Source organism: Streptomyces polyrhachis, assembly GCF_042663125.1.
GTDB classification, from domain to species: Bacteria; Actinomycetota; Actinomycetes; order Streptomycetales; family Streptomycetaceae; genus Streptomyces; species Streptomyces polyrhachii.
This window is the reverse complement of the sequence record NZ_JBHSZO010000029.1, coordinates 62,978-78,801: the sequence shown is the minus strand read 5'-3', so window position 1 is coordinate 78,801 and position 15,824 is coordinate 62,978. Positions and strand designations below refer to the sequence as shown.

Genomic DNA, 15,824 nt, shown 5'->3' with positions numbered 1-15,824 from the left:
GACCTGGCGACCGCGCGGCCCTCGCGGCGGCGCACCGTCGCCGAACTCACCGTGCTGGCCCTGGCGGTGGGCGGCATCGCGGCGCTGCGCCGGCGCGGCGCCGCCGGCAGCGGCGAGGTGGACGCGCTGCTCAGCGCGGCGTCGGTGCTGGCGGCGGTGGCCGCCGCCGCGGTGTTCGTCCGCCTCTACCCGCTGCCGCTGCGGATGGCGGGCCGCCCGGCGGCGGGCTGGCGCGGCGCGGTCGGCTTCCTGTCGCTGGCCCGCGCCGGCCGTACGCACGCGGCGGCGGCCCTCCCGCTGCTGGCGCTGCTGATCGCGCTCACCACCGCCTCCTTCGGCGGCTCGGTCCTCGCCGGCGTCGAACACGCCCGTGAGCGGGCCGCGTTGTACGCGGCCGGCGCCGACGCCCGTATCGAGTCGCCGCCGGGCAAGACGCTGCCCGAGGGGTTCGCCGCGAAGGTGCAAAAGGTCCGCGGCGTGGACGACGCGGTCGCCGTGCGGGTGGAGCCGGGCTTCCCGCTCGGCGCGTCGGGCGAGCTGGTCTCGCTGGTGCTGGTGCGGCCCGAGGAGTACGCGCGCCTCGCCGAGCGCCTCGGCTTCGGCACCTTCCGGGCGGCCGAGCTGACCCGGGGCGACCAGGTGTCCTCACTGCCCGCCCTGACCTCCCCGCACGTCGCGGAGACGGCCGTCGAGGGGGTGTTCACGATGCAGCCGCCGATGGGCCAACTGCGCCTGCGCGCCGCGGCGGAGCTGGACGGCACCCCGGCGTGGCCGGGCGGGGCCTTCGTCGTCGTCAACGCCGAGCAGATCGCGAAGGACTACCCGGAGTACACCGCGGGACCGGCGGCCGGCCGCCCCAACCTGCTGCTCGTCGCCGGCGGGAGCATCGACGCCGCCGCCCTGCGGGCCGCGGTCAAGGAGGCCCGCGCGGGCTCCGTCACCCTGCAGGCCGAGACGAAGGCCGGCTTCGGCGAGTCCCCGCTGCAGCGCGGCGCCGAACGCCTCTACGCGGTCGCCTCGTTGGCCGGGATCGCCTTCGCCGTCCTGGCGGTGCTGATGTCGCTGCTGCAGGCCGCGCCCGAACGCACGGCGCTGCTGGCGCGGCTGCGGACGATGGGCCTGCCGCCCGCCCACGGCCGCCGGCTGCTGGTGCTGGAGGCGCTGCCCCAGGTGCTGCTGGCGGGCGCGGTGGGCGCGCTGCTGGGCGTCGCCTCGGTACGGCTGGTCGAACCCGGCGTGGAACTGGGCGTACTGGCGGGCGCGTTGAGTACGAGCAGCGGCCTGGAACAGCTCCTCGACGCCCGCCTCACCCCCGACCCGGCGGCGCTGCTGCTGCCCTCGCTGGTCATCCCGGCGGTGGTGCTGGCGGCAGTGCTGGGCCAGGCGTGGTGGACCTGGCGGCAGCGGGCCGCGACGGAACTGCGGGCCGGAGACCGGGAATGAGGGGGGCCTGCGTGACCCACGGGCCCGCACCGACACCTATGACGAGACCTGCGGCGAGACCTGCGACGAGAGCCGCGACGAGACCTGCGATGAGACCCATGAGAGGAGCCCGCCGGTGACCCAGACGACCCGCACCAGCGCCGGTACCGCCCCCGGTGCCGGCCCCCGGACCCTCCCGGCGGCGGCCTCGCTCGCCGAGCTGGAGCGCCAGGCCGCCGCCCGCGAGACGCGGCCGGCCTTCGGACACGACGCCCTGATCGTCTGCGACCAGGTGGTACGCATCTTCACCGCCGACGGGGTGGAGGTGCAGGCGCTGCAGGGGCTCGACCTCCTGGTGGCGGAAGGGGAGTTGCTGGCCCTGGTCGGCGCCTCCGGCAGCGGCAAGTCCACGCTGCTGAACATCCTCGCCGGCCTGGACGTCCCCTCCGCCGGCCAGGCCCGGGTGGCCGGCGCCAACCTGCTGACCATGGATGCCCGCGAACGGCTGCGCTACCGCCGCGAGACGGTCGGCTTCGTCTGGCAGCAGACCGCCCGCAACCTGCTCCCCTACCTCACCGCCCTGCAGAACGTGATGCTGCCCATGCAGCTCTCCGGCGCCCGCACCCGCCGCCGCATCCGGGTCGAACGGGCGGAGGCGCTCCTGGAGTTGATGGGCCTGTCCGACTGCCGCGACCGCCGCCCCACCGCCCTCTCCGGCGGCCAGCAGCAGCGCGTCGCCATCGCGGTGGCCCTGGCGAACGACCCCTCGGTGATCCTGGCGGACGAGCCCACGGGCGAGCTGGACTCGGCGACGGCGGAGCAGATCTTCGCCGCCTTCCGCACCGCGAACGAGCACCTCGGCACCACGATCGTGATCGTCACCCACGACCAGACAGTGGCCTCCGAGGTCCGCCGCACGGTGGCGATCCGCGACGGCCGCACGGCCACCGAGGTCCTGCGCCGCACCGAGGTGGACGAGCACGGCCGCGAATCGGTGGTAGCCCGCGAGTACTCGGTGGTAGACCGCTCAGGCCGCCTCCAACTCCCCACGTCCTACACAGAGGCCCTGTCCATCCGCCACCGAGTCCTCCTGGAACTGGAACAGGACCACATAGGCGTCTGGCCGGACGCCGCGGAAGAACCCCCCAGCCCGACCGGCACGTGAGCCCGAAACACAACCGCACTCAGCCCGGCCGGCGCTTGAGGCCGAGGCGCGAAGCGCCGAACCAGCCCGGCCGGCGTTTGAGGCCAGAGGCGCGAAGCGCCGATCCGGGGGTTCGGGGGCAAAGCCCCCGCAGCGCAACCGCACTCCAGCCCGGCCGGCGTTTGAGGCCATGGCGCGAAGCGCCATTCCAGCCCGGCCGGCGTTTGAGGCCAGAGCTGCGAAGCAGCGATCCGGGGGGCCGGGGGCGCAGCCCCCGCAGCGCGACCGCACCCTCAGACCGGCGTAACCCCGAGCCCGGGGAGCCCCCCACGCCGGACGGCCACCGACCCATAAGGCGTCCGCAACCGCAGCCAGCCACCAACCGAGACAAGCTCCACCGCCGCCCCCGGCCACAACAGCCCGAAGACGTACGCCGCGTGCGCAGCACGCACCGGCAGTGGACTCCCCCCCAACCCCCGCCCCCAGATCTCCCCCCCGATCCGATCCAGCTCCGCCCGCACCCGCTTGTCCTCCGGCAGCTCCGCCACCCGCGCCCGGAACTCCGCGATCCCCGCCGCGACGGCCGCCCGCAACGCCTCCGCGTCCGGCAGCCCGCCCACCGGCTCCCAGCCGCCCCGCGGCGGCAGCATCCCCGCCCAGGCGGCGCCGGCAACAGCCGCGGGAACGGCGACCTCCACCCCGTCGAGCGCCTCCAGCAGCTCCCCGGCGGAGACCGTGACGTCCACCTCCCCCACCGGGGAGGCACCCAGCGGCAGCGTCCGTACGACGACGGCGTCCAACGCCGGCGCCCGCCCGAACACCGCGATCCCGCCCCCGGCGGAGCCGGAAGAGCCCCCGGCCCCAGCGGAGCGCAACCGCACCGCCGCCCCCCGGTCGTACCGCAGCAGCCGCCCCAGGAAGGCGGCGAGCGCCGCCGCCTCCCCGGGCCCCGCGAGCGTCAGCTTCACGCCGCCGCCGCTTCCGGCTCCTCGAAGTACACGCCGAGGAACGCCCGTTCGCCCTCCGACAGCCGTCGGGGCCGCCCCGAGGCGAAGTCGAAGGGCACCACGACCGTCGAGGCGCGGACGTAGACGGCGTCGTCGTCCTTGACCTCGTAGGCGATGGTCGCGGAGGCGGCCCCGATCCGGGTCACCCACAGGTCGATCTGCACCGGCTCGTGCCGGTGGACGAGCTGGCGCTTGTAGTCGATCTCGTGCCGCGCGACGACGGAGCCCCCCTTGAAGGAGGCGTCGCCCTCGCCCGGCGCCAGGCGGAACATGAAGTCGATCCGCGCCTCCTCCAGATAGCGCAGGAAGACCACGTTGTTGACGTGCCCGAAGGCGTCCATGTCCGCCCAGCGCAGCGGGCAGCGGTAGGTGTGGCGCAAGACTCAGCCCCGCGTCAGCTTCTTGTAGGTGGCGCGGTGCGGACGGGCCGCGTCCGCGCCCAGGCGCTCCAGCTTGTTCTTCTCGTACGAGTCGAAGTTGCCCTCGAACCAGAACCACTTGGAGTCGCCCTCGTACGCCAGGATGTGCGTGGCGACGCGGTCGAGGAACCAGCGGTCGTGGGAGACGACCACCGCGCAGCCGGGGAAGTCCAGCAGCGCGTTCTCCAGGCTCGACAGGGTCTCGACGTCGAGGTCGTTGGTGGGCTCGTCGAGGAGCAGCAGGTTGCCGCCCTGCTTGAGGGTCAGCGCGAGGTTGAGGCGGTTGCGCTCACCGCCGGAGAGCACCCCGGCGGGCTTCTGCTGGTCCGGACCCTTGAAGCCGAAGGCGCTGACATACGCGCGGGACGGCATCTCGACCTGGCCGACGTTGATGTAGTCCAGCTCGTCGGAGACGACGGCCCACAGCGTCTTCTTGGGGTCGATGTTGGCGCGGGACTGGTCGACGTAGGAGATCTTGACCGTCTCGCCGACCTTGATCGCGCCGGAGTCCGGCTCCTCCAGGCCCTGGATCATCTTGAACAGCGTGGTCTTGCCCGCGCCGTTGGGGCCGATGACGCCAACGATGCCGTTGCGCGGCAGCGTGAAGGAGAGGTCGTCGATGAGGACCTTGTCGCCGAAGGCCTTGGAGAGGTTGCTGACCTCCACGACGATGCTGCCCAGTCGCGGGCCCGGCGGGATCTGGATCTCCTCGAAGTCCAGCTTGCGCATCTTGTCCGCCTCGGCGGCCATCTCCTCGTAACGCGCCAGGCGCGCCTTGGACTTGGCCTGGCGCCCCTTGGCGTTGGAGCGCACCCACTCCAGCTCGTCCTTGAGCCGCTTGGCGCGCTTGGCGTCCTTCTGGCCCTCGACCTTCAGCCGGGACTGCTTGGTCTCCAGGTACGTGGAGTAGTTGCCCTCGTAGGGGTAGGCGCGGCCGCGGTCGAGCTCCAGGATCCACTCGGCGACGTTGTCCAGGAAGTACCGGTCGTGGGTGATCGCCACGACGGTGCCCGGGTACTTGGCGAGGTGCTGCTCCAGCCACTGCACCGACTCGGCGTCGAGGTGGTTGGTGGGCTCGTCGAGGAGGAGCAGGTCGGGCTGCTCCAGCAGCAGCTTGCACAGCGCGACGCGGCGCTTCTCGCCGCCGGAGAGGTTGGTGACGGCCCAGTCGCCGGGCGGGCAGCCCAGGGCGTCCATGGCCTGCTCCAGCTGGGCGTCGAGGTCCCAGGCGTTGGCGTGGTCGAGGTCCTCCTGCAGCCGGCCCATCTCGTCGAGCAGCGCGTCGGAGTAGTCGGTGGCCATCAGCTCGGCGATCTCGTTGAACCGCTTGAGCTTGGCGATGGTGTCCGCGGCGCCGTCCTGGACGTTCTCCAGGACGGTCTTGGACTCGTCCAGCGGGGGCTCCTGCAGCAGGATGCCGACGCTGTAGCCGGGGCTGAGGAAGGCGTCACCGTTGGAGGGCTGCTGCAGACCGGCCATGATCTGCAGCACGGTGGACTTGCCTGCACCGTTCGGGCCCACGACGCCGATCTTCGCCCCGGGCAGGAAGCTCAGGGTGACATCGTCGAGGATCACCTTGTCGCCGTGCGCTTTGCGCGCCTTGCGCATGGTGTAAATGTACTCAGCCAAGAGAAACCGTCCGGCGGTGTGGATCGAGCGATGGGCAGATACACCCCATCTTGCCCGACGCACGCACAGGGACGAAAACGAGTCCGCGCCCCTCTCCCCCACCAGCCCCTTTCCCACCCACCGCCCGTCGACTCCCCGCGGAAACACGGTGCGCCCCGCCCCGCAACGTGCCCGCCCCGGGTCCCGGAGCGGAAAGCTCCGGGACCCGGGGCGGGCGTGAGGCCGAGGCCCGACGTGGGCGTCAGCCCGGGCATCCAGGATCCAGTGCGCGCGTCGGCCCGAAGATCCGGAGCGGACGTCAGCCCGGAGGGAGCGGGCGCGCGGGGTTACGCGCCGGCGCTCTTCCTGCGGACCAGGAGCACCACACCGCCGCCGGCCGCGACCAGGGCGACCGCCACACCGGCGATCCACGGGGTGGCACTGCTGCCGCCCGTCTCGGCGAGGTCGTCGCCGCTGCCGCCGGTGGAGGCCGCCGAGGGCTGCGGGGCCGGGGTGGCCGGGCTGTCCGCGGGGGACGGCGCGGTCTCGCAGTCCAGGACGCCCTCGAAGACCTTGCTGAAGCCGTTCGGCCCAGTGATCGTGATCTTGTACGCCTGGTCCTCGCGGACCGGGACGGTCACCGTGCGGGACTCACCCGGCGCCACCTCGTACGTCTGCCCCGCCAGCTCGAACGGGAACGACTCGTCCCCCTCGTTCTTCGCCGTGACGTCCACGCCGCCCTTGGCGCAGTTCTTGTGCGCGGTGACGGCGGGGATCGCACCCTGCTTCGCCCACGTGGCCGCCGCCGTGGCCGTGACCGTCGAGAGCTCCGAGCCGGCGAGGATCTGCACCTGGCTCTTGGCGAACTCCCCGATGCCCGTGAAGGCCCGGCCCACCGGCACCTTCGTGGCCGCCCGCACGCTCACCGCCGCCGAACCGTCCGGCGCACCGGCGGGCACGTCGAGGTACAGCTCGCTGCCGTCGACGGCGCTGGCCACCGCCTTGCCGTCCTTGTCGACGACCTTGACGCCGGCCGCCGCGCCCTCCTTCGAGAGCGCGAGGTCCGCGGCCGCGGCGTCGGTGCGCACCGTGATCGGGCCCAGCCGCTCCCCGGACTTGCCGGAGACGGCCGCGGGCTCGAGCCGCAGCGAGGCCGAAGGCTCCTCGCTGTCCTGCGCGTTGTCGTACAGGAAGTCGGCCAGCTTCTCGGCGGCCGGGTCCTTGGCCTCGATGTCCACCTGGTCGGAGAAGCGCCAGATCGCGACCTGCGTGCCGGCCGCGGCGGTCGCCTCGGTCAGGCTGCCGGCCCCGGCCCTGCCCGCCAGCCCGGCCAGGTCCTTCACCTGCGGGTAGGAGTTCTGCAGGATCCAGCGGATCCGGCCCGCGTCCTGGTTGTCGTGCAGCGAGGACTCGGCCCAGGGCACCTCCTGGTAGCGCGCCTCGGACTGCGTGGGGTGGCCGAAGTCGATGCAGTACGTCTGCAGCGTGGCGCCCTCGTCCACCGCCATCTCGAAGAGCCCGGCGCCCAGTTCGTCGGTGGAGCCGTCCTCGTGGTGCAGCACGGCCCGGTCGGCGGTCTTCAGTCCGCCGAGGGTGGCCGTGGCGCCGCCGGCCGGGGCGGGCTGCGAGTCCTGGGCGGCGGCGGGCGCCGCCGTGGTGATCGCGGCCGCACCGAGCAGTCCCGCGCCGAGCAGTGCCGCGGTGAGCCGGACGGACCGCGAAGCGCGGCGCGTCCCGGATATGGAGTTCATGTACGTCATTCCCCTCCGGCGGGATGGTCCGTGGGGGTCCCCGCCAGCGATATCGGTCCACGGAGGTCGGCCGTGGAGACGCGCCGCATGCTAGGGAGACGCCCGTCCCATACATCCCAATCGCCGTTCCTGGACGGCCGATCCGGACAGAACTGTTACCAAGAGCCCCGCGGATACCGGACGTAACAGGAGCAACAAGAGCCGCCGCCGAACGCGCCCTCCCTCGCCTTCCCAGCCCGCCCCGGCACCGCGACCTCCCCATCCCGCCCGCCCCATCCCGCCCGCCTCAGCCCGCCGCCCCGCTCAGCGCCGCCACGCCCTGTGCCGCTCCCCCCGCCGCCCCCGGCACCGCGACCTCCCCCCTGCCCTTCGCCGCCCGGTGGAACGCCGAGGTCCCGCGCGCCAGATCGTGGCCCATGGACAGGGCGTCGATCTGCGCGTCGGCGAACTGCCTGCCCTCGTGCTCCCGTTCCCGCACGCGCAGCCTCCCCCGCACGATCACCGGATCCCCGATCGAGAGCGAGGAGGCGGCGTGCTCGGCCAGGGCGCGGTTCGCCCACACCGTGTAGAAGCTCCGCGCCCCGTCCGTCCAGCCGCCCGCCCCCGGGTCGTAGCGCCGCTCGGTGGTGGCCAGCCGGAAGCGGATCGCCGGCGTGCCGTTCTGCGACACCCTGAAGTCGGGCGCGGTCGCCACGTTCCCGACGACGGTCACGAGTGTGTTGTTCATCAGTGGGTCCTCCCCGCGGTCAGCGTGCACTCGGTCCTGCGCGACCCATGTTTCCGCCCCGCCGCCCCGTCCGCGACCCCCTGTGGACAGCGGGCACCCTGGGGAGAAACCGGCCACCCGCACGAGTGAACGACCCACCCTGACCAGCGAGTTCAGCCCACCAGCCTCAGACCCGCGCCACCCCGCCGGCCGCCACCGCGTACTGCCCGCGCACCTCCTTGTAGCGCAGCAGCTCCGCCGCCACCGGCTCCAGCACCCGCGCCCGCCCGCACCCGGCCGCCGCCTCGCGCAGCCGCCGCTCGGTGTCCTGCCCGTAGCGCCGCGCCGGCCCGCGCGCCGCCAGCCGGCACACGGTCGCGGTCAGCGGGCCGCTGCCCGCGCACACCAGCGCGAAGCCGAGCAGCATCTGCCAGGAGACGTGGGCGAAGCCGACCGCCGCGCAGACCAGCCACAGCAGGCACAGGATCTGCAGCATGAACAGCGCGTTCTGCGTCGCGCCCACCACCGACCACCACCGGGGCCGCTCCAGTACGTGCGCCGCGCCGACCGCGCCGGCGGACGTCTCCAGCTCCTCCGCCAGCCCCTCCGTACCGCGCACCGCCGCCTCGTGCACCGCCTGCGCCCACGGCGCCGGCAGCCCCTCGGCGGCGGTCGCGGCCACCGACCGCACGGCCTGCTCGACGACGGGCCGCGAGGCGGCGACCGCCGAGGCGCGCTTCCCCGCCGCGCAGACCCCCGTCTTCCCCCGCGCCACCGCCCCGGCCCGGCGCCGCTGGGCGGCCTTCTCCGCCCTGGCCGCCTTCGCGGCGGCCTTGGCGCCCTTGTCACCCTTGGCGGCTCTACCGTCCTTACCGTCCTTGGCGCTCCCGCCGTCCGCGCCACCCTCGGCGCCCGCGCCGCCTTCCGTACCCTCAGCGCCCCGCGCCTGCGCCCCCTCCGCCGCGGTCCCGCCCGTCCGCTCCCCCGCGCTCCCCCCCGCGTCCTCCTCCGCCCGCATCCCCGCGATCATCCCCGCGACCCGCGACCCCACCAGCGCCGCGCCCGGATCCGCCCCCGCGTCCACGGCCGCCACCTGCCGCGCCTGGTACCAGCCCCACACCTGCCCCCAGCACGAGCCGTACGCCCGCTCCGCCTCCTGCTGCCACCGCCGCTCGGCCGCGAGCCCGGCGGCCCGCGCCCCGACCGCCTCCGACAGCCGTTCCTCGAACTCCTCGCGCGCCGGCCCGCTCAGCCCCGCAGCCCCCTCGGAGACGTACACCGACTCCAGCCGCGCCACCGCCCCGTCCAGATCGGCGGCGAGCCGGCGCTCGGGCGCGCCGCGCTCCCCGACCAGCGTGACCAGCTCCGCGCGCAGCTCCGCGATGCCCTCCCCGGTCTGCGCGGAGACCGCCAGCACCATCGCGCCGGGCTCCCCGTGCTCGCCGAGCGCGAGGCCGTCCTCGTCCAGCAGCCGCCGCAGATCGTCCAGCACCTGCTCGCAGGCGCCGCCAGGCAGCCGGTCGGCCTGGTTCAGTACGACGAGGGTCACCTCCGCGTAGCCCGCGTAGGGGCGCAGGTAGCGCTCGTGCAGCACCGCGTCGGCGTACTTCTCGGGGTCCACCACCCAGATGAACGCGTCCACCCGCCGCAGCAGCCGCTCCACCTCGGCCCGGTGCGACTCCACCGCCGAGTCGAAGTCCGGCAGGTCCAGCAGGACGAGCCCCCGCAGCCCCAGGTCGTCGCGCTGCGGCCGGGGCACGACCGCCGGCAGCCCCAACCGCTCCAGCAGCTGCGGCGGCGCCTCGTCGCTCGGCCCGCGCCAGGCGCAGGCGCCGGCCTCGTCGGTGGTGGGGCGCCGGGAGCCGACCTCGGCGAGCGTGCAGCCGGCGAGCGCGTTGAACAGGGCGGACTTGCCGCTGCCCGTCGTACCGGCGATGGCCACGACGGTGTGGTCCAGGGAGAGCCGCTGGCGGGCGGCGGCCTCGTCGAGCACCCGCCCGGCCTCGGCGAGCATGTGCCCGTCCAGGCGCGTACGGGACAGGCCGACCAGCTCGCGCAGCGCTTCGAGCCGGGCGCGCAGCGGCGCGGAGACCTGGCGGCGCTCGCCCTCTCCCCGCTCACGCTCCTCACGCCGGCCCTTGCCCTCCCCCGCGCGCGGTGCGGGGGTGGACGCCTCGCCCTCGGCGGGGGGCGTCAGCTCCAGCGGCTCCTGCCACGCCCGCCCGGCGAGCCAGGGGTCCTCCTCCAGCCGCAGCCCCCGGGCCGCGGGAGCGCCGCCGTCCTCACGGCCGGAGGTCCGCCGCGCGATCAGCCCGTCGTTCCACATCAGCGCTTCTCCCTCATCTTCTCCAGTACGGACAGCGCGGCGATCAGCCCCACCTGCTGATCGGGCTTCGTCTCCAGCGCGTTGACCGGCGCCAGCCGTCGGCGCCGCTCACCGTCGAGCACCTGGTCGAGGTAGGTGATGAGCAGCAGCCGGGCGCGGTCGTAGTACGTACGGGCGCCCTCGGAGCCGAGCAGGGCGCCCAGGCTCTGGGCGGCCGGACGGGCGCGCTCCTCGCCGCCGAGCAGGACGACGGCCATCAGCGCGGCGGCTGCCTCCGCGTCCCCGTCGGCGGCGCGGTCGCTGGCGCGGACGGCCTCGTCGGCCAGCTCCTCCAGGCAGCGCCGCCAGCGCCGGGCGGTGAGTCCGATGCGCTGCAGGGGGTCCTCGGTCTCCTTGGCCCGGCGGTCCAGACCGGCGGTGACGACCGCCGGCTCGCGGCGCAGTTCGGCGGCGGCGCGCTCGTCGGCGGCGGCGACGGCGCAGTGCAGCAGGGCGGCGACGCCGGTGGCGACCGCGTCGAGGAACTCGCCGTCGTCGCCCGACTGGCTCTCCCACAGGGCGAGGGCGTCGCCGGAGAGCACGGAGCCGTCGGAGACCTGCCGCTGCACCCGCTCGACCGCCTCGTCGTAGGCGGTGTCGATGCGCTGGGCGATCCGCAGGGCGGCGGCCAGCTGGGAGGCGGAGGCGGCGGCCAGCGCGGGGAGGCGCTTGCGCAGGGAGGCCAGGGCGCCGCGGGCGGTGCGCTTGGCGGCGGAGGCGCGGGCGGCGGGGTCGTAGGCGCGGTGGGAGAGCCAGTTGCGCAGGTCCTGCACGGCGGTGGCGGGCAGCAGCCCGCTGGTGCCGCCGGCGGACTCGGGCAGCTCGGGGATGGTGAAGCGGGGGGTGTTGCCCAGTCCGGCGCGGTGCAGCAGGGCCGCGTACTGGCGGGAGAGGTCGGGGGCGACCTGGTGGGGGACCCGGTCCAGGACGGTGACCAGGGCGACGTCCAGCTCCTTGGCGCTGCGCAGCAGGTTCCACGGCAGGGCGTCGGCGTAGCGGGAGGCGCTGGTGACCAGGACCCAGACGTCGGCGGCGCAGAGCAGTTCGGCGGCGAGGTCGCGGTTGGCCTCGACGGCGGAGTCGATGTCGGGGGCGTCGAGGAGGGCCAGGCCGCGGGGCAGGGCGTCGTCGGTGACCAGGCGCAGGCACCGCTCGGCGGCCTCGCGGCGCTCCTCGTCGGCGTCCTCGTCCTCGCCGGCGGCCGCGGCCGTACTGGAGGCGGGGGCCGTACGGTCGAAGCCGGGCAGAATGCGGCGGTCCTCGAACCAGGCCAGGTCCTCGGGGTTGCAGACCAGGACGGGCAGCCGCGTGGTGGGCCGCAGCACACCGGCCTCGGTGACGCGCCGCCCGACGAGGGAGTTGACAAGGGTGGACTTCCCCGAGCCGGTGGAGCCGCCGATGACGGCGAGCAGGGGGGCGTCGATGCTCCGCAGCCGGGGCACCAGATAGTCGTCGAGCTGCGCCAGTAGCTCCACCTGCCCGCGTGTCGCTCGCGCCGCCCCCGCGAGGGGCAGCGGAAACCTCGCGTCGGCGACACGCTCCCGCAGCTCGGTGAGGGCGCTCAGCAATTCCGGCCGTACTTCCAAGGACACCACTTGCGCAGAATGCCCACTTTTAACGAGTTTTGAAAGGATATGACGCTCATACGCGCCCGGCGCCCCACGGATGCGTGAGCGGACGCCCCCTGTCCGAAAGCACCCCCTCCCACCGATAACGACTGGGCAACACAGCTCCGGGAGCCTGAGAAAACCGATGCGCAGACCACGTCGGCCTGCGATTATCAGGACGCTTCACCGAACCTCCACAAGCCGACCCCGCGGTGAAGCGATGCGTGGACCAGCTCACCGGACGCTTATCCTTGTCCCGGCAAGGCCCCGGCTCCCGAGCGGCCCACCACGCCGTCCCGGCCCGCGTAGCTCAGTGGATAGAGCAGGTGCCTTCTAAGCACTTGGCCGCAGGTTCGAGTCCTGCCGCGGGCACGCCTTCAGACCCTTCCAGCGGGAGGGTCTTTTTGCTGGTCAGGAGCGGTTTTCGGTCAGCGGCGAGGAGAGCGGCAAGGGCGCCCCTGGCAGCTGGATCCGTCCGGCTGAATCCGGTCAGGGGCGGCCTCCGGCGGCTGGATTTCCCGAAAACGTCCCGAAGTTTCGGGCCACCCGCTGCCCTGCCTCACCCCGGCCCGCACGCCCTTCGCGTGACAGCGCCCAGTCCGGATTCCCCACGGACGGCCAGTTGGGATGTCACGCTCCGCAGCTCATACCTTGGCCTCAGAGGTCACTCACCCGGCTGGGGGAGGGGGATCGTTCCGGCGGCCGACGCCACCCCGCCGCGGTCGATGCGACGTTCAGAACATGACCAGTGTTGAACGGACGATGAAGGCGCTCTGGAGCGCCTGGTGGCAGCGATGGCCGCGCTGGGTGGCCTGGGCAACGATGCTGTGGGCGGTGCTGTACACCGGCTTCGGCCTGGCGTGCGCGCTGAGCGGGACCTCCTTGCTCTACCACGGCGGTGACTCAGGGACCTCCGGGCTGGGTTGGGCGGTCGTGGCGGTGGGTGCGCTGGGGACGTTGGTCAGCGGAGCGGTGGTGCTGTTCGGTCTGCTGCCACCGTTGCGGGTGCTGCTCTGGGTGGTGTGCGGGCTGGCAGGGATCACCGCGTTCAGCCTGCTGATGGACGTGATCACGCTGATGCTCGGTCAGGGAGTCGACAACTGGGCCTCCGCTGCGAACAAGGCCCTCGCGGCGGTCGGGGCGGTCCTGCTCGCGGCCACGGCCCGGTCCGACCGCATGTCCGCCGGTACTGCTGCACGAGCCCCGTCCGCTGCACCGCAGCGCCTCCAACTCGCCGCCTGGGCGGGGACGCTGGCCTTCGTCCCGTACGCGGCGATGAAGCTGGTCTGGGCGTCCGGTGGGACGTTCGCGGGGATCACCGGTGAGGAGATGCTCGCGGTCTCGGAGCGGAACGGCGCCTCGGAGATCTTCCTCACCCTGGAGTCCTGGGGCCTGGACCCCACCGCGCTGCTGGCCGTGCTCGGCGTTTTCCTGCTCTGGAGCCTGGTCCGCCCGTGGGGGCAGGTCTTCCCGCGCTGGACGCTGCTCCTGCGCGGCCGACGGGTGCCGCGCTGGCTCCCGCTCGCCCCGGCCCTGCTCGGCGCTGCCACGCTCGCCCCGTACGGTGTCGTGGGGGTCGGATACCTGGCCCTGGCAACGGCCGGTCTGGTGACGATGCGGCTCGGCGACTTCCACTCCTCTGGCGACGCGCTGCTGGTCGGCTGGATCGGGATGGGCGCCTTCGCCGTCTATGGCATCGCCCTGACCATCGCGGTCCGCTCGTACTGGCTTCGGACACGTCCCGCCTGCCCGATGAGTGTCAACACAGAGTGACCGTCTGCGGCCAGTCAGATCCCCGTTAACTGGCCGCTCATGGGGGATTTCAACCCCAGGGTGCGGACCGGCGCGGTGTGAACGGCCTCTGCGGACATGCGCCGGCGCAGCAGCAGGACCTCGGTCAGGGCCCGGGTGCCGGCCGCCTGGCCGTGCGCGGCCCGCGCCGCCGCCCAGAAGGCTTCGTGCGTGGCGGTGAAGGTGCCCTGCTCGCGGGCGCTGGCCGGAGCAGTGGACCCGGCCAGCGCGCCTGGCTTGGCCAGCAGCTCGTTGGCCCGCAGCACCACCCGCACCCGCTGTCCGATGAAGCGGGCCGGGACCGAGTAGTAGCACTGGCGCACGGTGATCCTGCTGAAGTCGTCGGTCGGCAGCGGGGCCAGCTGGTCGATCTCGGTGACGAAGTCGAACCCGATCGAGGTCAGCCTGCCGTGGATGACGCTGCCGTCCTCGACCTGGTCGATCGCGGCGATCTTCTCGTTCAGCTCTTCGAGGCTGGCAACGTCGGGCACCGGAACCAGGTGGGTGGGGCGGAACCGGCCGCCCTCGTGCTCGACGCCGCCCTTCTCGTGCGCGCCCTCCTGACCTGGGATGCGGTAGAAGGCATCGAAGCCGAACCTCCGCGAGTTCAGGAAATCCGAAGCCCCTGGGCTGCGAACTGAGGGATGCGGAGGCCGTTTCGGGGTGTCGAAGAGCCCAGTTCATGGAACTGCGGTCGGTTGCCATGCGGTGATTCGATCAGCGTGGGGCGGAGAAGGGCATGGCGTCAGCCCACTCCCAGAACGCGCCGGCCCCTGCGACCTCGCGTTCCATGGCGTCGAACAGTTGCGACGGGGTTGTCCGAGGCGGCACGTCGATTGCGACGTGCCGGTTCCCGCTCCATTCGCTCAGCAGGCCGGCGGAGTCGATTTCGTGCTTGATGCGAGCGGTTGCCTCTGTCAGCCGTGTCGGGTCCGGGTTGGGCATGAGCATCCGCAGGACGCGGTGCCAGGACAGCCCGACCACCTCGTTGACCTCGTCATCCTCCGAGAGGAGCACGCGGTCTCCCAGGGCCGGGTCGTACCGTACGGGAGAGTCTTGAGGAGGTCGACGTGGCGGCGCTGCGGCAGTCGGTGGAGCCGGCGGCGGGTGCGCGCCGGCTGCGGGTGATGAGCTGGAACCTCTGGCTGGCCGGCGGGTACGTCCGGGACGCGCGGGCCAAGCAGGTGCGGGTGGTGCGGGAGGCCGACGTCGACGTGGTGGGGCTGCAGGAGACCGACGGGGACACCGCGCGGGAGCTGGCGGCCGAGCTGGGCTCGGATCTCCAGCAGGCCGGCACCGGGCTGGCCGTGCTCAGCCGACACGAGATCACGGGGCAGGCGCAGGCGCCGGGGCTGGACTTCTACGGGGGGGCCGGGCGCGCGGGTGCGGTTGGACTGCGGGCGGGAGGTGGCGCTGTGGAGCACGCACCTCAACCACGAGCCCTACGGCCCCTACGACGCCTGCTTCGACCGGCTTCCGGTGCCGGAACCGCTGGTGCGCGAGGAGTCCTCCGGGCGGGTGGAACAGCTGCGCGGCGTGCTGGCCGCGATGGCCGGCGACCTGGCAGGCAGCGACGGGGTACCGGTCTTCCTGGTGGGGGACTTCAACACCCCCTCGCATCTGGACTGGACCGACAACACCGGCTCGCTGCACTGCGGTTACGGCGCGGTGCCGTGGCCGGTGACCCAGGCCGCCGAGGCGGCCGGGCTGCACGGCTCGTACCGCACGGCGCACCCCGACCCGCTGTGCGAGCCCGGCGCCACCTGGTCGCCGATCCACGAGGCGCACGAGGACGGCAGCGGGCGCCCCGAGCCGCAGGACCGGATCGACTACGTGCTCTACGCGGGCCGGGGGCTGCGGGTCGCGGACTCGCGGGCGTACACCAGCGGCTCGGTGCGGCAGTGGCCCGAGGTCGCGGACAGCGACTGGCCGTCGGACCACGCGGCGGTCGTCACGACGGTCACGCTGGACTGACAGGGCGGGCGGGATGGTCCGGTCCAACTG

General features: G+C 73.6%; 13 protein-coding genes, 1 tRNA gene and 1 pseudogene. 6 read left to right on the top strand and 9 right to left on the bottom strand.

All coding sequences use genetic code 11. The features are described from left to right. Together ACFQLX_RS18570 and ACFQLX_RS18565 are read left to right on the top strand one after the other, a co-directional pair. The coding region (locus ACFQLX_RS18570; RefSeq protein ID WP_386416616.1) for an FtsX-like permease family protein at window positions 1-1,443 on the top strand (1,443 nt) is incomplete at its 5' end. 115 nt (window positions 1,444-1,558) lie between these two features. Next, the gene (locus tag ACFQLX_RS18565) at window positions 1,559-2,587 is read left to right on the top strand and encodes an ABC transporter ATP-binding protein (RefSeq protein ID WP_386416615.1); all 1,029 of its coding nucleotides are present in this window, start codon (window positions 1,559-1,561) and stop codon (window positions 2,585-2,587) included. A gap of 272 nt (window positions 2,588-2,859) precedes the next feature. Here ACFQLX_RS18565 and ACFQLX_RS18560 read toward each other — a convergent pair whose 3' ends face one another. The 7 genes from ACFQLX_RS18560 to ACFQLX_RS18530 form a co-directional block, all read right to left on the bottom strand. Further along, the gene (locus ACFQLX_RS18560) at window positions 2,860-3,534 is read right to left on the bottom strand and encodes a DUF8185 domain-containing protein (protein ID WP_386416613.1); all 675 of its coding nucleotides are present in this window, start codon (window positions 3,532-3,534) and stop codon (window positions 2,860-2,862) included. Further along, window positions 3,531-3,953 carry an acyl-CoA thioesterase gene (locus ACFQLX_RS18555; protein ID WP_386416612.1) on the bottom strand — a complete coding sequence of 141 codons (423 nt, stop codon included), beginning with the start codon at window positions 3,951-3,953 and terminating at the stop codon, window positions 3,531-3,533. The genes ACFQLX_RS18560 and ACFQLX_RS18555 overlap by 4 nt, the downstream gene beginning before the upstream one ends. Before the next feature lie 3 nt (window positions 3,954-3,956). Continuing rightward, window positions 3,957-5,621: an energy-dependent translational throttle protein EttA gene (gene ettA, locus ACFQLX_RS18550; RefSeq protein ID WP_386416610.1), complete on the bottom strand. Its 1,665-nt coding sequence runs from the start codon at window positions 5,619-5,621 to the stop codon at window positions 3,957-3,959. Between the two features lie 326 nt (window positions 5,622-5,947). After that, window positions 5,948-7,351, bottom strand: coding sequence for an LAETG motif-containing sortase-dependent surface protein (locus tag ACFQLX_RS18545; protein WP_386416609.1), 1,404 nt, complete (start codon window positions 7,349-7,351; stop codon window positions 5,948-5,950). Between the two features lie 286 nt (window positions 7,352-7,637). Next, window positions 7,638-8,078 carry a single-stranded DNA-binding protein gene (locus ACFQLX_RS18540; protein WP_386416607.1) on the bottom strand — a complete coding sequence of 147 codons (441 nt, stop codon included), beginning with the start codon at window positions 8,076-8,078 and terminating at the stop codon, window positions 7,638-7,640. Between the two features lie 166 nt (window positions 8,079-8,244). Beyond that, on the bottom strand, window positions 8,245-10,383 hold the full coding sequence (locus tag ACFQLX_RS18535; protein ID WP_386416604.1) for a GTPase: 2,139 nt from the start codon (window positions 10,381-10,383) through the stop codon (window positions 8,245-8,247). After that, window positions 10,383-12,017: a dynamin family protein gene (locus ACFQLX_RS18530; protein ID WP_386416602.1), complete on the bottom strand. Its 1,635-nt coding sequence runs from the start codon at window positions 12,015-12,017 to the stop codon at window positions 10,383-10,385. Before ACFQLX_RS18530 ends, ACFQLX_RS18535 begins: the two co-directional genes overlap by 1 nt. Window positions 12,018-12,328: 311 nt before the next feature. Here ACFQLX_RS18530 and ACFQLX_RS18525 point away from each other — a divergent pair. Beyond that, window positions 12,329-12,401: transfer RNA gene (locus tag ACFQLX_RS18525), tRNA-Arg, on the top strand. Window positions 12,402-12,770: 369 nt separating this feature from the next. Further along, window positions 12,771-13,802, top strand: a complete 1,032-nt coding sequence (locus tag ACFQLX_RS18520) for a hypothetical protein (protein WP_386416599.1) — start codon at window positions 12,771-12,773, stop codon at window positions 13,800-13,802. A 14-nt stretch (window positions 13,803-13,816) separates the two neighbouring features. Here the strand turns inward: ACFQLX_RS18520 and ACFQLX_RS18515 are convergent, their stop codons facing one another. Next, a complete protein-coding gene (locus ACFQLX_RS18515; RefSeq protein ID WP_386416597.1) occupies window positions 13,817-14,311 on the bottom strand; it encodes a hypothetical protein in 495 nt (164 codons plus the stop codon). 226 nt (window positions 14,312-14,537) lie between these two features. Beyond that, entirely contained in the window at window positions 14,538-14,837 is a 300-nt protein-coding gene (locus ACFQLX_RS18510) for a hypothetical protein (RefSeq protein WP_386416595.1), read from the bottom strand. Window positions 14,838-14,947: 110 nt separating this feature from the next. On the opposite strand from ACFQLX_RS18510, the pseudogene ACFQLX_RS18505 reads away from it, so the two are divergent. Both ACFQLX_RS18505 and ACFQLX_RS18500 read left to right on the top strand, forming a co-directional pair. After that, window positions 14,948-15,181: pseudogene (locus tag ACFQLX_RS18505) on the top strand (endonuclease/exonuclease/phosphatase family protein); the annotation flags it as partial. Between the two features lie 46 nt (window positions 15,182-15,227). Further along, on the top strand, window positions 15,228-15,794 hold the full coding sequence (locus tag ACFQLX_RS18500; RefSeq protein ID WP_386416593.1) for an endonuclease/exonuclease/phosphatase family protein: 567 nt from the start codon (window positions 15,228-15,230) through the stop codon (window positions 15,792-15,794). Window positions 15,795-15,824 lie beyond the last annotated feature (30 nt).

Excerpts from the sequence above, each read along its gene's own strand:
- ACFQLX_RS18545 (WP_386416609.1), bottom strand. The coding sequence starts at position 7,351 with ATGAACTCCATATCCGGGACGCGCCGCGCTTCGCGGTCCGTCCGGCTC.
- ACFQLX_RS18540 (WP_386416607.1), bottom strand. The coding sequence starts at position 8,078 with ATGAACAACACACTCGTGACCGTCGTCGGGAACGTGGCGACCGCGCCC.
- ACFQLX_RS18535 (WP_386416604.1), bottom strand. The coding sequence starts at position 10,383 with ATGTGGAACGACGGGCTGATCGCGCGGCGGACCTCCGGCCGTGAGGAC.
- ACFQLX_RS18520 (WP_386416599.1), top strand. The coding sequence starts at position 12,771 with ATGACCAGTGTTGAACGGACGATGAAGGCGCTCTGGAGCGCCTGGTGG.